This window comes from Sphingobium sp. CR2-8 (genome assembly GCF_035818615.1).
In the GTDB taxonomy this organism is placed as follows: Bacteria; Pseudomonadota; Alphaproteobacteria; order Sphingomonadales; family Sphingomonadaceae; genus Sphingobium.
Window position 1 is genome coordinate 276,957 of sequence record NZ_JAYKZY010000001.1, and the last position, 19,141, is coordinate 296,097.

The window sequence follows — 19,141 nt, forward strand, 5'->3', positions numbered from 1 at the left end:
TGCCGGAACGTGGGACTGTGTTCGCGCCTGAATAGTGAACTGCGCCACGTTTGCCGGAGGCTCCAACTCCTGAGAAGGTGGAGCCTGTATGAGCAAGACGACGAACAAATTTGCCCCCGAGGTCCACGAATCAGCGGTACGGATGGTGATCGATCACGAGTGCGATTACCCCTCCCGCTGGGCGGCGGTGGTGCCGTTCGCGGAGAAGATCGACTGCGGCAAGCGTGCTGGTGCCCCGGCCGAGGTCGCCGTCAAGATGACGGCGCTCGAACGCGAGGTTTGCAAGTTGCGACAGGCTTATGCCGTATAGTGCGGCGCGAGTGATGGCTCTTCCTGTTCTGCGGGCGGCTTGATCTTGAACCAAAGCGCATAGAGCGCGGGCAAGAACACCAGGGTCAGGATTGTGCCACCCAACGTGCCGCCGATCAGCGTGACTGCCATCGATCCCCAAAACACCGAACTGATAAGCGGCACGAACGCGAGCACCGCCGCCAGCGCAGTCAGGATAACCGGGCGCGATCGCTGAACGGTCGCCTCGACCACTGCGTGGTAAGGCGCCATGCCTTCCTTCTCATGATCATGGATCTGGCCGATCAGGATCAATGTGTTGCGCATCAGGATGCCAGCAAGGGCGATCAGGCCGAGGATTGCGTTGAAGCCGAAGGGCTGGCCGCTGATCAACAGCGTGGGAACGACGCCGATGAGTCCCAGCGGCGCGGTCAGCAGCACGATCGCCATCGCCGAAAGGCTGCGGACCTGGAGGATGATGACGATCATCATCAGCACGATCATGATCGGAAAGATCGGCGCGAGGGCGGAATTGGCTTTCTCGGCCTCCTCGATCGAACCGGCCATGGCGATATGGTAGCCGGACGGAAGGTCCTTGATGATCGGTTGCAGCTTTTTGAATATCGCTGTCGAGACGTCGGGCGGCTGGAGACCATCGGCGATGTCGCCACGAACCGTAATCGTCGGCAGCCTGTCTCGCCGCTGGAGGATCGGGTTCTCCATCCGTACTTCCAGTTTGCCGATCTGGCTGACCGGCACGCGCTGGCCATTGGCGCCGGTCAGCATATAGTCGCCGATCCGCGCGGGATCGAGCCGGTCGCTGCCGGCAGAGCGCGCCACGACATCGACGGTGCGGATATCCTCGCGGGCCTGGCTGACGGTAGCGCCGGTCAGCAGGAACTGAAGCTGCTGCGCAACGTCACTGGACGTCAGGCCGAGTGCCCGTAGCCGATCCTGATCGAGCACGAAGTGGAGGGCGGGCGCACGGTCGCCCCAGTCGGCGTTCACGGTCCGCATCATCGGATCGTCCTGCATGATCTTCTGCGCTTTGGCCGCGAGGGTGCGGACAATCTCGAGATCGGGGCCGCTGACCCGGAAAGCGACCGGGAAGGGCGAGTAGGGACCGAAAACGAGCTGTGTCGCGCGCACGCGTGCCTGGGGCGCGAGGCCATCGGCGGCGGCTTGGCGTAGCCGAACTTTCAGGGCATCGCGCGCTTCCTCGTCCGCGGTCAGGACGATGATCTTTGCAAAGGAGGGGTCGGGCAGCTCGGGCGACAGCGACATGAAGAAACGCGGCGCGCCCTGGCCGACATAGGCGGTCACCATCCTGGCTTCGGGTTGCTTGCGCAGCCAGGCCTCGACTTGCTTTGCGGCCTCGCTGGTGCGGGCGATGGATGTGCCCTTGGGCATCTGCACCTCGACCAGCACTTCGGGACGGTCGGACGCGGGGAAGAATTGCTTGTTGACGAACGGCATGCCGACGCCCGCAATCAGGAACGCGCCCAGCGTCGCGAGCGCGACGAGTTTCTTGCGCCGTACGGCCCAGGCGATAACGCTGCGCACTTTTTCATAGCGCGGCGTTTGGTAGATTGCGGCATGCCCACCTTCCACCGGCTTGATGTGCGGCAGCATCTTCACGCCCATATACGGCGTAAAGATCACCGCGACGAACCAGGAGGCGATCAGGGCGAAGCCAACGACCCAGAAGATGTTGCCCGCATATTCACCCGCGGTCGATTGCGCGAACCCGACCGGCATCAGCCCGATCACGGTCACCAGCGTGCCCGCCAGCATCGGTGCGGCCGTGTGGCTCCATGCATAGGCGGACGCGCGGATACGATCGTAGCCTTCCTCCATCTTCACCACCATCATCTCGATGGCGATAATGGCGTCGTCGACAAGCAGGCCGAGCGCCAGAATGAGCGCGCCCAGCGTTATCCGGTCGAGAACGCGGCCGGTGGCCCACATGATGACGAGCACGATCGCGAGCGTCAGCGGCACTGCCGCCGCCACGACGATACCGACCCGCCAGCCCAGGCTGATGAGACTGACGATCATCACGATCGCCAGCGCCTCCAGGAAGGTGTGCATGAACTGGTTGACCGCCTCGGAGATGTTGACTGACTGATCGGTAACCGGGGTCAGGCTCATGCCGAGCGGCAGGTCTTCGGTGATCTTGGCGATTTCCGCCTTCAGCGACTTGCCCAGATCAAGGCCGTTCCACCCCTCGCGCATGACGACGCCCAGCAGCAATGCAGGTTCGCCCTGGCTTCGGATCAGGAAGGCGGCGGGGTCTTCGTATCCGCGTTCGACCTTGGCGATGTCGGACAGGCGCAGCGTGGTGCCGTTTGCAACGATGGGCAGGTCGCGGATCTTCGACAGGTCATCGAACGCGCCATCGAGACGCACGACGACCTGCTGTCCCTTGGTCTCGATCGACCCCGCCGGCGTCATCATGTTCTGCGCCGCCAGCGCAGCGAAGATGTCGCGTGGCGACACGCCAAGCGTCGCCAGACGCTCCTGCGCGAATTCGACATAGATGCGTTCGGGGCGTTCGCCCACGATGTTGATCTTGTTGACGCCGGGGACATGGAGCAGGCGCTGCCTTAAGCTCTCCGCCTCGCGAGCCAGGGAGCGTTGTGGCTCCCCTTTCGCCTTGAGGGCATAGAGCGCGAAGGTGACGTCGCCATATTCGTCGTTGACGAACGGCCCGACCGCGCCGCGCGGCAGATTGGGCGCTTCGTCCGACATTTTCTTGCGGGCCTGGTAGAATTGGTCCGGCACGTCCTTGGGCGGCGTCGTATCCCGCAACGTCAATGTGGTGAAGGCCAGACCGGGCCGCGTGAAGGTTTCGCTGCGGTCGTACCAGCGCAACTCCTGCAAACGCTTCTCGAGTGGCTCGGCAACCTGATCCTGCATCTCCTGCGCGGTGGCGCCGGGCCAGGCGGTGACGACGGTCATGACCTTGATCGTGAAACCGGGGTCCTCGGCGCGTCCCAACTTCAGGAACGCGACGGTGCCCGCCAGGATGATGGCGATGAGGAAGAACAAAGTCACCGATCGTTCGCGGACGGCGAGCGCGGAAAGATTGAAGCGGCCCGGCTTGCCAGGCTCGTCCCCGGGCAGATCGTGCTGGCCGCTCATCGGGCCGCACCTGCGGCCAGCGCGGCAATTCGCACCTGCTGACCCTGGTGCAACATATGTGCGCCCATCGCGACGAAGCGGTCGCCCGACTTGAGTCCCGATGTCACGGTGGCCGTCTCTTCACCCAGAGCAGAGACGCGAACCGGCCGCCACGCGACCGTTGGTTTCGCACGCCCGCTCACGATCCAGACGCCCGGACCCCGCCCGGCGTCGTGCAGCGCGCCAAGCGGCACTTGGGTCGCAACCGCTTCGCCTGGCGTGGCAAGCGTCACCGTGACGGTGGATCCAAGCGGCGATCGAGCGACCGCGCCAGCAAGGACATAGCGGGCCTCGAACGTGCGCGAAGCGGGGTTCGCCGAGTCGGCGAGCTGGCGCAGCGTGGCGGTGCCGGTTGCGCCGTCATAGGTACGTGCCTGGGCGGCGGAGCCCAAGGGGGGCGCACCGTCTCGGGCAACTGCACCAGGGCTTCGCGCGGTCCCGACCGGGCTACCCGTACAACGGTCTGTCCGGCCGCCACCACCTGTCCGGGTTCCGCGAGCGTCTCGACCACCGTGCCGTCGGCATCGGCGAGCAGGACACCGTAGTTCGTCTCGTTGCGCGTCACATTGGCCTGCGCCTGTGCGGCCGTGAGCTGAGCGCGCGCTAAATCCGCCGCTGCCTTGGCCTGGTCGTAAGCGGAGGCGGATACGGCGCCCGCGCCCACGAGATCGCGGTAACGCTTTTCGTCGGCAGCGGTCTGCAATGCGCGCGCGCGCGCGGCTTCGACGGTGCCCTGCGACGCGCGGGTCGCCAGCGCCAGATCGGTCAGGTCGATCCGCATCAGTGGCTGCCCGCGGCGGACGACCTGCCCGGCGTCAACCAGACGCTCGATAACCTTTCCGCCAACCCGAAAGCCCAGATCGCTCTGCACGCGGGCCGCGACGATACCGGTGAACTCGCGCGTCGCGGCACTAGCCAGGCTGGAGGTGGCTACCCTGACAAGTGGCGGCTGTGTCCGTGGATCGGACTCGGCGCGGTCGCACCCCGCCAGCGAAATCGAAAGCAGGGCGGGAAGGCCGAGAGCGAGATGACGATAACGATGGGACACGCACAATTCCTCCGAAGTACCGAGGATCGATAGGTGTCTTGTGACCATATTGTCAATAGGTCATATTAGATAGGGCCGTTTGCGGTCTATGGCGCCAGGCTGCGAAGAATGAGGCTCGTCACTTCGCTCTGGGCTTCTGGAAGCAGATCGAGATTACGCTCCAAATGCAGCGGATCGATGAACGGGGTCATCGCGTAGAAGATCGACCGACAGATTTCATCGATGGGCGTTTTGCGTTCGAACTCGCCATTCTCGCGGCCCTCTCGAACGATTTCCTCCAGCATCGTCTTGAGTGCGTCAGAATAGGTCCATGTCGACGCCCAGCGCTCCGCCGCCGCCAATGCGGCAATCTCGAAAATCTTTCGATCGTCGAAAAACAGCGCAACGCTCGATGCCGTAACACTCTTGAACATGCGTCGAAGCCGATCGGTGGAACTGCCGCCTTCGTCTATCGCGGCGCGCGCTTCGCCCAGGATTTGCTCGAGGCGAGCGCCACAAATGGCCTCGCCGATCGCCTGCTTCGATTCGAAGAAGCGATAGATATAGGCCTTGGAGAAGCCGATCTCGCGCGCAAGATCCGACACGGTCGTCTTGCCATAGCCATAGCGCGCGAAGCACTCATTTGCGGCCTCGACGATCTGGTCACGTACGCTGTGTTCGGCTGGCCCGCGGGTCACGGCCGGTTGAGTGGATGCTTTGTTCATGGTTGCTCCATAATCATTCCCGCCGGGATTGACAAACAGTGACCTATACGACCATTAGTCACATTCCAGATGCCATCTTGCAAGGCTTGAATATGCGATACCTTCGATCCGCATTCCTGTTGTCAGCTACGGCCACGCTCCTGGGCGGCTGTGCTGTCGGGCCTCGCTACGTCGCGCCGGTTTCCTCGGCGCCGCCTGCTTTTATCGGCAGTCCCGCCGTCGACTCGCGAGCTGCGGCAACGCAGGTGGCGGACCTGGTCGATTGGTGGCGGGCGTTCCACGACCCGCAGCTGACAAGCCTTGTGGAACGCGCGCTCGCCCAGAATCTGGATTTGCAGCAGGCAAGCGCCCGCGTCGTTCAGGCGCGCGCCGCGCTGAAGAATGCCAACGCCGCGCTTCTGCCATCCGGCCAGCTGAGCGGACAGGCCGGCGAAACCTACCAGTCGCTGGAAACCCCGATCGGGCGGATTGGCAGCGCATTCCCACAGTTCGAACGTTCGACCGAAACCTACGAACTCAATCTTGGCGCCAGTTGGGAAGTCGACCTGTTCGGTGGTCGCGATGCCGCTCGCGACGCGGCACGGGCGGATTGGCAGGCTTCGGCTGCGGCAGCGGTCGCCGCGCGCCTCGCCGTGGCTGCGCAGACTGCCGATACCTATATCGCCATTCGGACCTTGCAGGCGCGTCTCGACGTGGCGCGGGCGCAAAGCGACACCCAGCAGAAACTCGTTGATCTGATCGCCCTTCAATATCGCAAAGGGGTCGCGGCAGAGCTACAGGTCCGCCAGGCCGAAGGCGCGCTGGCGCAGGTGCGCGCGTCGATCCCGGCTTTGCAGAACGAACTCGACATGGCGATGAATGCCCTCGATGTGCTGATCGGCGTTCAGCCCGGCACGACCCGATCCGAACTGGCGCCTCTCGCCCCGATACCGCTGCCCCCTGCGGTATCGACGGCGGGCGGTCCGGCAGCGCTTTTGCGGCGTCGGCCCGATATCATCGCGGCGGAACGGACGCTTGCCGCTTCCAACGCACGGATCGGCGTTGCTGTCTCCGAATATTATCCCAAAATCTCGCTCAGCGGCCTGCTTGGCACGGCGACGACGGCGGCGGGCGGCTTGTTCACGGGCAACGCGACGCAAGCCAATGGCGTGTTGGGCTTGCGCTGGCGTCTGTTCGACTTCGGTCGTGTCGATGCCGAGATCAAGGTCGCCAAGGGCCGCAATGCCGAGGCGCTGGCTGCCTACCGCCTGACCGTCCTGCGTGCGTCGCAGGATGTCGAGGATGCCTTCTCGACGCTGGTGCAGCAGGAGGCTCGCGCGGCGGCATTGGCGCAGGGCGAAATAGCATTGACGCGCGCGCGGACCTCGTCCTTTGCGGCCTATAGGGGCGGGGTAGCCAGTCTGATCGAAGTGCTCGACGCTGACCGTCGACTGCTTGAGGCCCGCGATGGTGCGATCCAGGCCCGCGCCGCCGCGAGCCGTGGCGCGGTCGCCTCGTTCCGCGCGCTGGGCGGTGGCTGGGAACCAACGTCCGTGACGAACTGACCACATGATAAGAGGGGGCTGTCGTGGGCAACGGCGACATCCACCTTGCCGGGTTTCGAGCGCCGATTTTCTTCACATAGGACCATTAAAAAGGCACATGCAGCGATGATATCTGAAAATAAGCCGATCGCCGTCGTCACTGGCGCCTCTTCCGGCATCGGCCTCGTCGCAGCAAAGGCGCTGGCCGGGGCAGGCTATCGCGTGTTCGGGACGAGCCGAAAACCAAGCGCGAGCCTCAGTTCCCAAATCGAGATGGTCCAGTGCGACATTACCGATGACGGCTCCGTCACACGGGCCATCGCAACGATCCTCGAAGCGGCCGGACGGATCGACCTGTTGGTCAACAATGCTGGTGCCGGCTTGGCTGGACCTGCGGAGGAAACGTCGATCGCGCAGGCGCGGCAACTGTTCGAGGTCAATGTCTTCGGCCTGATCCGCATGGTGCAGGCCGTCCTGCCGGTCATGCGCGCGGCAGGGAGCGGGCGGATCATCAATGTCAGTTCGGTGTTAGGGTTCATGCCCGCGCCGTTCATGGCGGTGTATTCGGCCACGAAACACGCGGTGGAAGGCTATACGGAATCGCTCGATCATGAGATCCGCGGGTTCGGTATCCGTGCGGTTTTGGTCGAACCTGCAAATACCAAGACCGAGTTCGATGCAAACATGACTTGGGCCGAGGCAACACTCGATGCCTATGCCTCTATACGGTTCGGCGTCGTGAGCATGATGCGTGGCATGGCCGAAACCGGCGATAGCGCGGATGCCGTTGCCGATACCATCCTACGCGCCGCGCAGGACCGGAAAGGGACGATGCGCTTCCCCGCCGGCAGCGGACGCAAACTCGGCCTGTTGCGGCGGTTCGTCCCTGCCAAGGCATTCGACAAAAGCCTTCGCAAGCAGTTGGGCGTGCCGACCGTCTCGCAAACATGACTGCCAGCGTCGCAGACTGAACGCACCATGCCTTATTGCATTATAAATATAATGCAATAAGGCATGGGTTTGGGGTGTGTGGACGCATTTACGAGACATGAGATATGCTGCGGCCATCGACACCTGAAACAGCCAAGTCTGATCCAATAGGCACAGGCGCGACGGCACGTTCCGGCAAACCGGCGGTGGGCCTGCTCAGCGGACCAGTGCTAAGGCCGCTGCTTGCCCTCGCATTGCCCACGATGACGGTGATATTGGCCCAGATCGGGGTCGGCGTCGCGGAGGTTTTCTATATCAGCCGCCTCGGGACGCAGGCGCTGGCCGGCGCTTCTCTCGTCTTTCCCTTCTACATGCTCATGACGACGATGTCCGCGGGAGGGCTGGGCAGCGGTGTTTCGTCGGCGGTGGCCCGTGCCATGGGGTCTGGCCGCACCCAAGACGTCCCGCGCATCTTTGCGCACGCCGTGATCGCTGCGCTGGCGGTGGGGCTTTGTTTCACCGCGATCATGCTGACGACAGGCCCATGGATCTATCATGCCCTGGGTGGCCGGGGTGAAGCGCTGGCCGCAGCGCTGCGCTATTCGAATATCATCTTCGCCGGAGTGGCTTGTCTCTGGGTCAGCAATCTCTTGGGTTCCGCATTTCGCGGGATTGGCAACGCCATGCTGCCGGCGCGCATCTCGCTGATCGGGGCGGCGTTCATGATTCCCGCTTCGCCCGCGCTGATCTTCGGAGCTGGCCCCATCCCCGCCATGGGGATTGCAGGCGCCGGGTTGGCGGTTGTGATCTATCAGGCCGGTGCCACTCTTGCCTTGCTTCACTCTTGGCGAAAATCGGAAAGAGGGTCCGGCGGGATCGACTTCAGACCCAAGCGGTCCATTTTCGTCGACATCTTCAGGGTGGGCGTGCCCAGTTCGCTCAATGCTCTTCAGCAAAGCATGATGTCCGTCGTGCTTACCGGCCTTGCCGCGCGGTTCGGAGTGGGGGCGCTCGCGGCTTATGGCATCGCGTCTCGCCTCGATTCGATGATGGTGCCCGTGCTGTTCGGGCTTGCGTCGGCGGTTCTCACCATGGTGGGCATGAATGTCGGCGCTGGGAATGTTGTTCGCGCCAAACGGATCACCTGGACAGGGGCGGGGGTCGGCATGGTTTTGACCGGCATACCGGGCATCCTGTTTGCGATCTGGCCCCATATCTGGCTCGGTCTCTTTTCCTCCGAACAGGCGGTCCTCGCCGAAGGCACCGCTTATCTGCGCATCACTGGCCCTTTCTATCCGCTGATGGCGCTGGCGTTCATCCTCAGCTTCGCCGCGCAAGGCGCCGGTCATTCTTTCTGGCCGGCCATAGCTGTCACGGCGCGCCTGGTTTCTGTCGCAGGTGTCGGCTGGATCGCCGTCGATCAGTTCGGTTTCGGCTTTGCCGCGCTGGCTGTCGCAACGGTGACAGGGATCGTAGCCTATGCCGGCATTTGCGTGATGGCAGTTCGGTCGGGCTCTGTCTGGCGCGCGCGCAAGGTGAAAGCGGCCAAAATCGCAGCATAGCCCAAATGCGGCACTGCAAGAGGGCTTCGCCAGTACGTCACATGATCACCTGAAAAACAGGACTTACCGTGCGGCCTCCGTGCCGAGCGCAAACATCATGGCCATAGAGAAGGTGCTGTCGAGTATCTCCTTCGATGATGCCGCGTCGGACACGGCGCGTGCCGACTGTATACCGCCACATATCATCGCCAGCAGGGCGATAGCGGCAGGTCGGCGCTGGGCGGCTGAAAAGCGTTCCAAACAAGCGGCAAGAACATCGACAAGCGCGGACGTCCCCTCGGTATAGATGGCACGTACCTTGTCGCTCTCCCGCGCGATCTCCCCCACGATACTGGCGTTCAGGCAACCCGCCGCAAAAGTGTCGCGATGTCCCTCGCTCAAATAGGCGCGGAGAAAGGCTTCAAAGCCGTCGGGCTTCTTAAGGGTGTCGCTGATTGCGTGAAGTCGCTCGCGGTTGAGTTCGGCAATCGTGGCGCTGACCAGATCGTCCTTCGATTTGAAATGGGTATAGAATGTGCCGTGCGTCAGGCCAGCCTCCTGCATCAACGGCGCCAGCCCCACAGCGTTGATGCCGTCCCTGCGAAAACGCAGCGATGCGATATCGACGATACGCTTGCGGATCGTTTCATTATGTTCCGGGCTGTATCGCAAGTCTTTTCCCTCTGATCGTGCACGTTGGCATCCCAACTGGGCTTTCAACCTTAGACCAGGATTTCGGTCCGCCTCAAGGCCGATCAGATAGGCTCGCCATGGCGTTTCGCTCGTCCTCTCATCTTTGCCGGTCACAAAACAGCCGCTTGCCCGGCCGATAGATTTTATTCTCTACTTAAGAAATAGACATTTGGCGAGGGCATGGCATTATAACCGTAATGCAAAATGAGCGGCTGGCCTGTGCTTTTGCAAAACCAACCGCAAGATCCTGGGGGATAATGCCCGTAATATTGAAATCCTACGGTCGTCTAGGCTCGCTTCTCGGCGTGTCCGCGGCGTGCTGGCTCCCCTTGGCGGTGTCCTTCGCCCACGCTGCCGAGCCGATGGAGCAGGCGGGGCCTGCACAGCAGGACGCGATAATCGTCACCGGCACGCGAAAGTCCGACCGGACTCTTGCGCAATCTCTCGCCCCCATCGACGTCGTCCAGTCGAAGGCGCTCGAAACCGTGCCGTCCGCCGACCTGAACGACAAACTGTCGCGCCTCATCCCGTCCTATCAGGTGCAGCGCAATACCGTTGCCGACGGCAATATCTTCTTTCGTTCCGCGACGCTCCGCAATCTGTCACCCGACCACACTCTGGTTCTGGTCAATGGCAAGCGTCGGCATCGTTCGGCATTCGTCGACGTGACGCAACTGGGCGCTCAAGCGGTGGACGTCGCGCAGATACCGGCCATCGCCCTGAAGCAGGTCGAGGTGCTACGCGATGGCGCGTCGGCCCAATATGGATCGGACGCCATCGCAGGTGTCATCAACTTCATTCTTGAGGATCGGCCCGGCGTGCGCGGCTATGTGCAGGCGGGCCAATATTATGCGGGTGACGGAGAGAATTACCAGGCAGGCATCAGCGGGGGACTGGCGCTCGGCGATCGCGGCTCCCTCACCATCAGTCTGGAATATAATGATGGTGACCGGACTGCGCGCAACGATCAGAATGACGCCGCCCAGGCTTTGATCGATAATGGCGGGCGCTTTGGAAATGCCGCATTCTATCGTGATGCGATCCGCAATCCCGCGCAGCGGATCGGTCAGCCCAGGCAGCAGAACTACCGCAGCTTCGTCCATGCCAAGCTGGACCTCACCGACGACGTCAGTCTCTATTCGTTCGGCAGCTATGGCTACAGCAAGGGTGAGAACGACTTCATCTGGCGCAACCCGGAAAGCAACGCCCTGTTCGACCCGCTCCCTCTCTGGGGCAATTGGACGTTACGGTCCGTCTATCCCGGCGGCTTCGCACCCAATTTCAAGGCGCGCAGCAAAGACGTGGATATGGTCGCGGGTCTGAAGGGCAAGCTGACCGACGATTTCGCCTGGGATCTGAGCGGCCGTTATGGTCGCAACCAGATCCGGTACAATCTCGACAACACGATCAATGCCTCGCTAGGGCCGGATTCGCCGACCAGCTTTTATGCCGGGAGCCGGACCCAGACCGAATATGGGGCCAATCTCGATCTGACCTGGCAACCGGATGTGGGTTTGTCGACGCCGCTGACCGTGGCCTTCGGCGGCGAATATCGTCACGAAGAATATCGCGCTGGAACGGGCGAAGCTGCCTCCTATGCGCTGGGTCCAGGCGCGGCATTCGGCTACCCCGGCGGCGCGAACGGCTTTTTCGGGACCGACCCGACACAGGCCGGAACATTCGGTCGCCATAGCGTTGCGGCCTATGCCGATCTCGATGCGCAGATCGCCCCTTCATTCGAAGTCGATGTTGCGGGCCGTTTCGAACATTATTCGGATGCAGGCTCCGCCTGGACAGGCAAGATCGCGGCCCGATACGAAATGACGCGCGCACTGGCGATCAGGGGTGCGTTCAGCACCGGATTCCGGGCACCGACGCCCGGCCAGGCGAACCTGACCAACACCAGCCAGCGGCCTACGGACGATGGCTTGTCCATCCTGACGCGGGGCACGATTCCATCCATCAATCCGGTCGCCGTCCTGCGCGGGGGCAGGGCGCTGAAACCAGAACGCTCGGTCAATATCAGCGCCGGTTTCGCTTACGCGCTCTCCTCGCGGGCGAACCTGACCGTCGATTACTATAATATCCGGGTCAAGGATCGGCTCGGCCTGTCGGCTAATTACACGCTGACGCCGCAGGAGCGAACCAATCTGGTCGCATCGGGCGTGACGCTGGCGCAAGGGCTGGACACGTTCAATTTCTATGTGAACGGCTTCGTCACCCGCACGCAGGGCGTGGACGCGGTTCTGTCCTATCAGTTCCCCGTGGCCGCAGAAACCACGGTCGGCCTGACCGCGCTCTACAACTATAATCAGACGCGCGTCATCCGTGCCGATCGCGGCGTGCTGTCTCCATTACTGCGCCAGTCGCTCGAAGACAGGCTACCGCATCACAAGGCGTCTTTCACCATAGACGCATCGCACCGCCAGTTGCAGGCGACGTTGCGGGGAACGTGGCTGAGCGCGTGGACGCAACCATTTTTCGACAATGTCGCGATGAACCAGCGGTTCGGCAGCGAAGCGTTTCTGGATGCGAGCCTGAGCTATGCCGTGACGCCCGCTATCAAGGCGACGATAGGCGTCGAAAACTTCCTTGGCAACTACCCCGACCGGGAGATCGCGCTCGCTTCGTTGGGCGCGCGATATCCGGTCTATCGCCCATATGAGGCCGATGGCGGCCGCTATTATGTGCGCCTGGGCGTCAGTTTTTGATCCCACAGCCCGATATTTCAGGAGAGACTTGCATGTCCACAGCCACCGCTGCTTTCGCGCCCTTCAGACATTCTGCCGTCCCAACGCCGATCGCCGACATCGGCGCGATCGCACGGCAGGATGGGGATCGCGACGCGCATTTCTGGGAAGCGTTGCGCGCACAATATTCGGTCTCCGGTGGCCTCGCCTATCTGGATAACGCGGCCTATTCGCCGCCGCCGAACCTGATCCTCGAAACGCAGGAACGGTGGCAGCATCAGTTGTCGGCCAATCCCGCCAATCCAATGCGGCTGGGAGAGCTGGAGCCGGTGCGCGCGAATATTGCAGACGCGATCGGCGGTTCGGAGGAGGAGATCACTCTCACACGAAGCACGACGGAGGGGTTCAGCCTGCTACTTTACGGGTTCGACTGGCATGCTGGTGACGAAATCCTGTTTGACGGCGGCGATCATCCGTCCATCCGCGCTATTCTGGAAATATTGCAACGACGCTATGGCGTGCGGGCGATCGACGCAGGGCTTGGCGATGACGTGCCCGGCGATGATGCGATCGTCGCGCGCTACACGAACAAGCTGACCGCACATACGCGGCTCGTCCTGCTGTCTCATGTGAACGGCTGGACCGGCAGGCGCATGCCGGTTCGCCGCATCGCCGACGCAGCCCATGCCAGCGGCGCGCTGGTTGCGCTGGATGCGAGCCAGTCATTCGGCGCGCTGCATCTGTCAGTTGGCGACCTTAGCGTCGATTTCGTGGCCGCTCCGGGCCACAAATGGGCGGCGGCGGGCCATGGCGGCGGCTTTGCCTATTTCCGCCATGCAACTCAGGCGATCGTGTGGCCTACTGTGGGCGGCGGATATGATCCCAAATCGACTTCGCCGTTCGACCAGAGCGCCCGTCGGCTCGACCGTAACGCCGGTCAGAAAAACATTCCTTTCCTCTTGGGTTTCGACGCTGCCGTCGAATGGCACAAGGCGGTGGGTCAGCACGCGATCGAGCGGCGCATTCTGGACCTGTCGGCCTATCTGCGGGCGGCTTTGGCCGTGCTGCCGACGGTTCGCATATTAGGCGATCTCGAACAGCCGCCCACCAGCCCACTCACCCTCTTTTCGGTCGAGGGCCATAGCGCACAAGAGGTCAGAGACATATTGCATGTGCGCGAGAATGTTCACCTCGGCCTGATTGGCGAGGGGGCCGATGCGCGGCTTCGCGTCTCACCGCATATCCACAACAGCTTCAATGACATTGATCGCGTGGCATGGGCGCTCGCTCGCATTGCCGCCGCGTGAAAGCCGACCCTGCCACAATAAGGTATCCGTCATGACGAACAGCGTCACCCTCAATGCAGAGCCGTCCGAATGGCGGCAACACTGGCGCGTAGCGCTGGGCGCAACGGTCGGAAACGGCACGGGTGTTGCGCTCTACACCTATATTTCCAGCCTTTTCATCCCCAGCCTGCAGGCGGAGTTTGGCTGGTCGCGGGGCGAAATCGCCACTGCCCAAGGCATCGGCTGCGTGGGCGTTCTGGCCGCGCCCTTCGTCGGGCGCGCGATCGACCGGTTCGGCGTGCGCGTGATGTCGACCATCGGCGCGCTGATGATCGGTGCGCTGTATCTTGGCTACGCTTCGCTCAGTGGCAGCCTCGTCACCCTGACCTTCCTGATGGCAGGGATGCTGATCGCCGCACCGGCAAATTCGGGACCGGTATTTGCCAAGACGCTGACCGGTTGGTTCGTCAAGAACCGCGGACTGGCGCTGGGGCTGACGGCCTGTGGCATCCCGTTGCTAGCGATGGTCGCCCCCTTCGCGTTGCATTATGTGATTTCCGACTATGGCTGGCGCGCGGGCTATCTCTCGTTGGGGGGGCTTGTCGTGATCGTCGGGCTGCCCATCGTCCTGGCGACCCTGCGTGAGCCACCGGGGGAGGCTGATCTGGACGGCGGCGTGACTGCCGACACCGGCCCGACCCTGCGCGACGCTGCACGGACGCGCGCCTTCTGGCTTCTGTTGGCGGCGGTCATCTTCTGCACCGCACCGGCACAGGGATTTCTCAGCCAGTTGACGCCGCTGGTGACAGACAACGGCTTTACGACCGCCGATGCCGCGCTGTTCCTTTCGCTCTACTCCGGGGCGGTGGTCATCGGGCGCGTGGGTACGGGCGTGCTGCTCGATCGTCTGCCGCCCTACCATGTCGCTTTCGCGGTGACGCTTGTACCCGCGATTGGACTGATGATCCTGATCGCCCTTCCAGCGCCGGACTTTTGGGTGGCTGCGCTCGCGATCGCCATTATCGGTATCCAGAATGGCGGTGAAAGCGACATTCTGCCCTATTTCATCGCGCGTGAATTCGGCTTTAAAAGCTATTCCGCCATTTCCGGCGTGATGTTCACGGCAATGTTCATCGCCAGCGCATTCGGCGTGACGCTGCTGGGGCAGGTCTATGATTATAGCGGCAGTTATAATGGCGCGCTGGTCGCGTTCGTCGCCTTCTTCTTCATCGCGGCGACCAGCTATTTTCTGATCGGCGCCCGCCGCGCGCCCCGAACCGAAACGTTCGCACTCGCAACCCAATGAATAATGCCGCTCATCACGAGGATATCAGCATGACACAGACCCTGCTCGACCGCATCGTCGTTCGCGAAACACCGCCGGAGAAAGATCTGCCGCCGATCATCCGGCTCGAACGGGTGGGCGCCTATGCCATATTGGACAGGGGCTTTGCGACCGATCGGTCCGCATTCGCACCGCCCGAAGGCGGACCCGATGCCATCTACTGGAACCGCATCCGGTCGCAATTCGACATCGTCAACGGCGTCACCTTCTTCAACAACGGCACCTATTGCCCGCCGCCGCGGATCGTGCTGGAAACGCAGAAGCGGTGGCAGCGTCATCTGGCGAGCCATCCTCAGGACAGCGTCCGCACCGACCTTTTGGAACATGTCCGCGCCCGGACCGCCGCGCTGGTGAACGCCGACGCTGACGAAATCGCGCTTACCCGCAGCACCACGGAAGGCATCAACCTGCTGACCCAGGGGCTGGACTGGAAGGAGGGTGACGAGATCATTCTCGACAGAAACGATCACTTTACCGCGTTCCAGTCGTTCCTCAACCTGACCCGCCGACACGGCGTAAAACTGGTGTTCGTAGACCTGAGCGCCGAGCCGAGATCCGACGCCGACATCATCGCGAAATACGCCGCTGCGATCACGCCGCGCACGCGCATCCTGTTCCTGAACTGGGTCAATTACCGCGCCGGGTTCCGCATGCCGATCAAGGCACTGGCGGAACTGGGCCACCGCCATGGCCTGATCGTTTCGGTGGACGCAGCGCAAGCTTTCGGCGCGTTGCCCATCGATGTGGTGGACAGCGGTATCGATCATCTCGCCGCGCCGAGCCATAAATGGATTCTGGGCGGACCGGGCAGGCTTCGCCTTCTTCAGCAAGCGCATCATCGATCAGGTCTGGCCGATCGCCGGACCCGCGCATGTGCCGGGCGCGCCCGCGGCATGGAAGGACACGGCACGCAAGTTCGACAATCACGGCCCCAAGAATCTCGCGTCCGAAATGGGCTTCCTGGAAGCGATCGAATTTTACGAGACGATCGGGGAGGATGTTTTCCACGGGCGGCTGGAATATCTGTCGCGGTTGTTACGCGAAGGCCTGGAGGAAATTCGATGGGGCAAGGTGCTGACGCCGCGTTCGCCACAGCGGTCCGCCGCCCTGACATCATTCCACGTCGGGGACACGCGGTCCGCAGATGAAGTAACCACGCTCTTATGGGAGCGTTTCCAAATCAAGGTCAATTCCTCCGCCTTCGCTTCGTTGAACGCGCTGCGGATCTCGCCACACATCTACAACACCGAATCGCAGATCCGCTATCTTGTGGATTTGCTCGCAACGCTCTGACGCGGGGCATAAGGCACCGCCTGAACAAATCAGCATAGGAGGCTGTCATGTCGCGCAAGCGCAATGACATCTTGCCTGATTGCCAACAGGATTGAACAAACCCGTTGCAGCAGGAAAGCGTAGATACTGGCTGGAATGGCCTCTTGATGAGAAGGCTGGTCGCTGAGCCCAACCCCTGACCAGGAGGCCACCCCATGGCTGACCCGTCGGCGCTGCTCAGGCCGAGGGCGACCGGATCATTTCGCTAAGGGCGCTTTCCCCGGAGCCGCCAGCGGGCCGCCCTTCACCGCAGGCGCGCCTTTCAGATAATGGGCCAGCCAGCCTTGCACCTCATGATAGAATTGGCGGCTATCCTCGGGCTTTGTGATCCAGTGCCAGGCATCGGGGAAGATGAGCAGGCGGCTCGGCACCTGCATGCGCTGCAACGTCGACCAGGTTTCCAGGGTGTTCGCCATCGGCACGCGATAGTCGCGCTCGCCTGCCGTCAACAGCATCGGCGTCTTCCAGTCCTTGGCATAGGTGATCGGACTTTGGTCGCGCCACACCTTGCTGTCACCCCAGGGCGGTCCGCCGCTCGCCACCTCCCGCCCATAGTTGAAGTCGCTGGTGCCCCATTGAGTCAGCAGATCGACCTCGCCTGCATGGCTGACGATGCATTTATAGCGCGTGGTCGTGGCCTCCATCCAGTTGGCCAGATGGCCACCATAGCTGGCCCCTCCTATGCAGGCGTTGCTGGTGTCGATGAAGCTGAAACGCTTGCCCGCTTCGTCCACGGCCCGATTGATTTCTTCGGCCGGGCCGCGCAGCGGGTCCAGCTTGATCGCGCGGGAGAAGGCTTCGCCATAGCCGGTCGATCCGGTATAGTCGGTCATCAGCACGACATAGCCGGCACTTGCCAGCAGATGATAATTCCAGCGCAGGCCGATCTGGTCGGTGTTGGACGATGCCGGCCCACCGTGCATCAGCACCATCAGCGGATATGTCTTGGCCGGGTCGAATGCGGGCGGCGTCACGATCATATTATGGATTGCTCGCCCCTTGTCGCTGGTGAACCAGAAATGCACGGGACTGGACCAATCGATCGTCGCGGCGATCGCTGTATTGACGTTCGTCAGGTGGGTATGACGCCCGCTCCTGGGATCGATGCGTACGATCTCAGCCGGATTGACGGCGCTGCCATAGCTGGCAATCAACGCGGTCGATTTGGCGTCGGACGGAATGTCGATCGCGGTATAGCCGCCGACCTTCGGCGCGACCACCAGTTCGGGTTTTCCGCCGCCAACCGGCAGGCGATAGAGATTCTCCAAGCCCGCGTCGGGCACCGTCAGATAGAGGGTGCGGCTGTCCGGCGTCACGGCATAGCCGTCCACTTCGCGATCGAACCCGCCTGTCAGTAGGGTCGCGGCGCCGCCTGCGGGCCAGGCGATGCGATGGAGCCGCGCCAAATCGTAGACATCTTCGCCCTGGCTGTTGAATTTGACGATCAGGCTTTTGCCATCGGGCGTGAATTTGGGATCGCCATATTCGCCCAGGACCGGCGTGACCAAAGTCGGTTCACCGCCCTCGGCGGACATCCGGTAAAGGCCGTAATTGACGCGCGCATGGGCGGCATCCCATCTTTGCGTAGTGGCGATGAACAGGATTTCCTTGCCGTCGGGACTCCATGCGGGGGACAGGGTCATGCCGCCGTCATTTTGCGGACTGCCGCCAAAGCCCTCCGCTTGCGCCAGCCTCGTCGTGGACAGGACATCGCGCGCCACCGCGCCTTCGGACAGGGGCTGCACCCAGAGGCTGGATCGGCGATCGTCCAGCCAGTCGTTCCAATAGCGGATCGGAAAATGCTCATAGACGCGCATCGAGAATTTGCGCGCCTTGCGTTCTTCTGCCGCCTTCTTGTTGGACGCGGCGTCGATCGCGCCGGGATAGACCAGACTTTCGAACAGGATCGCCTGCCCGTCGGGGCGCCATTGCGGCCGGGCTGCGCCTGTCGGCACGTCGGTCGCGCGCCGGGCTTCGCCGCCTGCCAGATCGAGGATGTAGAGTTGCGCGACCTCATCGCCTTCGCGTTTGGCCGAAAAAGCGATGCGGCGGCTGTCGGGCGCCCAGGCCGGGTCGCTCTCTCCCGCCTTGCTCGACGTCAGCCGGCGTGGTTCCGCGCTGCCGTCGGCCGGCACGATCCACAGATCGCTGACTGATTCATCCTTCATATAGGACGGCTCGCTCAATGAATAGACGACCCATTTGCCGTCCGGGCTGGTCAGCGGCGCGCCGACCCGCTTCATCATCCACAAAATTTCATGTGTCAGCACTTGCTTGGCCTGGGCGCGCGCAGGCGTGGCGCCAAGGCCCGCGACCATCGCCGCAGAGATCAGAAGACGCGCAATCTTTCCCATAATCGAACCCCGTTCCGTTTATCGACCCTCCCGCTGGAAACCGCGCAATCGGGCCGCACTTTCTATCTTGAGGAACCGCGCAAGCGAGATGTCAATCCATTGGTCTGGGCGAATGACGGATAGAAGTCGACGGACTGGACACAGGAACGACAAAATCTGTGCCGAAGCGCGATAGGGGCTACAGAGACTCGGCACAAAAGAGGGGAGCCGTCAGGCTCCCCCAT

At 62.5% G+C, this 19,141-nt stretch carries 14 protein-coding genes and 1 pseudogene; 9 read left to right on the forward strand and 6 right to left on the reverse strand.

Going from position 1 to position 19,141, the window contains the following annotated elements; all coding sequences use genetic code 11:
• Nucleotides 1-88 precede the first annotated feature (88 nt).
• On the forward strand, nt 89-310 hold the full coding sequence (locus U5A82_RS01340; protein ID WP_442802129.1) for a hypothetical protein: 222 nt from the start codon (nt 89-91) through the stop codon (nt 308-310).
• Here U5A82_RS01340 and U5A82_RS01345 read toward each other — a convergent pair.
• The 4 genes from U5A82_RS01345 to U5A82_RS01360 all read right to left on the reverse strand — a co-directional run bounded on the left by U5A82_RS01345 (nt 298) and on the right by U5A82_RS01360 (nt 5,223).
• A complete protein-coding gene (locus U5A82_RS01345) occupies nt 298-3,432 on the reverse strand; it encodes an efflux RND transporter permease subunit (RefSeq protein WP_326288054.1) in 3,135 nt (1,044 codons plus the stop codon). The two genes, U5A82_RS01340 and U5A82_RS01345, sit on opposite strands and share 13 nt — an antisense overlap.
• Complete coding sequence (locus U5A82_RS01350) at nt 3,429-3,704, reverse strand: permuted SH3 domain-containing protein (protein WP_326288055.1); 276 nt, start codon at nt 3,702-3,704, stop codon at nt 3,429-3,431. Before U5A82_RS01350 ends, U5A82_RS01345 begins: the two co-directional genes overlap by 4 nt.
• Nucleotides 3,701-4,519: an efflux RND transporter periplasmic adaptor subunit gene (locus U5A82_RS01355; RefSeq protein ID WP_326288056.1), complete on the reverse strand. Its 819-nt coding sequence runs from the start codon at nt 4,517-4,519 to the stop codon at nt 3,701-3,703. Before U5A82_RS01355 ends, U5A82_RS01350 begins: the two co-directional genes overlap by 4 nt.
• Before the next feature lie 86 nt (nt 4,520-4,605).
• Entirely contained in the window at nt 4,606-5,223 is a 618-nt protein-coding gene (locus U5A82_RS01360; RefSeq protein ID WP_326288057.1) for a TetR/AcrR family transcriptional regulator, read from the reverse strand.
• A 92-nt stretch (nt 5,224-5,315) separates the two neighbouring features.
• Here U5A82_RS01360 and U5A82_RS01365 point away from each other — a divergent pair, with 92 nt between their 5' ends.
• The 3 genes from U5A82_RS01365 to U5A82_RS01375 all read left to right on the forward strand — a co-directional run bounded on the left by U5A82_RS01365 (nt 5,316) and on the right by U5A82_RS01375 (nt 9,238).
• Nucleotides 5,316-6,767 carry an efflux transporter outer membrane subunit gene (locus U5A82_RS01365; protein WP_326288058.1) on the forward strand — a complete coding sequence of 484 codons (1,452 nt, stop codon included), beginning with the start codon at nt 5,316-5,318 and terminating at the stop codon, nt 6,765-6,767.
• A 45-nt stretch (nt 6,768-6,812) separates the two neighbouring features.
• Nucleotides 6,813-7,697 carry an oxidoreductase gene (locus tag U5A82_RS01370; protein ID WP_326288059.1) on the forward strand — a complete coding sequence of 295 codons (885 nt, stop codon included), beginning with the start codon at nt 6,813-6,815 and terminating at the stop codon, nt 7,695-7,697.
• Between the two features lie 242 nt (nt 7,698-7,939).
• Nucleotides 7,940-9,238, forward strand: a complete 1,299-nt coding sequence (locus U5A82_RS01375) for an MATE family efflux transporter (RefSeq protein WP_326288060.1) — start codon at nt 7,940-7,942, stop codon at nt 9,236-9,238.
• Between the two features lie 63 nt (nt 9,239-9,301).
• Here the strand turns inward: U5A82_RS01375 and U5A82_RS01380 are convergent, their stop codons facing one another.
• A complete protein-coding gene (locus U5A82_RS01380) occupies nt 9,302-10,024 on the reverse strand; it encodes a TetR/AcrR family transcriptional regulator (protein WP_326288061.1) in 723 nt (240 codons plus the stop codon).
• Nucleotides 10,025-10,215: 191 nt separating this feature from the next.
• On the opposite strand from U5A82_RS01380, the gene U5A82_RS01385 reads away from it, so the two are divergent.
• The 5 genes and pseudogenes from U5A82_RS01385 (at nt 10,216) to U5A82_RS21660 (ending at nt 16,524) form a co-directional block, all read left to right on the forward strand.
• Nucleotides 10,216-12,621, forward strand: coding sequence for a TonB-dependent receptor plug domain-containing protein (locus U5A82_RS01385; RefSeq protein ID WP_326288062.1), 2,406 nt, complete (start codon nt 10,216-10,218; stop codon nt 12,619-12,621).
• A 32-nt stretch (nt 12,622-12,653) separates the two neighbouring features.
• On the forward strand, nt 12,654-13,907 hold the full coding sequence (locus tag U5A82_RS01390) for an aminotransferase class V-fold PLP-dependent enzyme (RefSeq protein ID WP_326288063.1): 1,254 nt from the start codon (nt 12,654-12,656) through the stop codon (nt 13,905-13,907).
• A gap of 31 nt (nt 13,908-13,938) precedes the next feature.
• On the forward strand, nt 13,939-15,192 hold the full coding sequence (locus tag U5A82_RS01395; protein ID WP_326288064.1) for an MFS transporter: 1,254 nt from the start codon (nt 13,939-13,941) through the stop codon (nt 15,190-15,192).
• A gap of 29 nt (nt 15,193-15,221) precedes the next feature.
• Nucleotides 15,222-16,028, forward strand: a pseudogene (locus U5A82_RS01400) (aminotransferase class V-fold PLP-dependent enzyme); the annotation flags it as partial.
• Nucleotides 15,973-16,524 (forward strand): aminotransferase class V-fold PLP-dependent enzyme, encoded by a 552-nt coding sequence (locus tag U5A82_RS21660; protein ID WP_442802144.1) that lies wholly within the window; start codon nt 15,973-15,975, stop codon nt 16,522-16,524. The pseudogene U5A82_RS01400 and the gene U5A82_RS21660, both read left to right, overlap by 56 nt.
• Nucleotides 16,525-16,760: 236 nt before the next feature.
• Here the strand turns inward: U5A82_RS21660 and U5A82_RS01405 are convergent, their stop codons facing one another.
• Nucleotides 16,761-18,917: a dipeptidyl-peptidase 5 gene (locus U5A82_RS01405; RefSeq protein ID WP_326288066.1), complete on the reverse strand. Its 2,157-nt coding sequence runs from the start codon at nt 18,915-18,917 to the stop codon at nt 16,761-16,763.
• Nucleotides 18,918-19,141 lie beyond the last annotated feature (224 nt).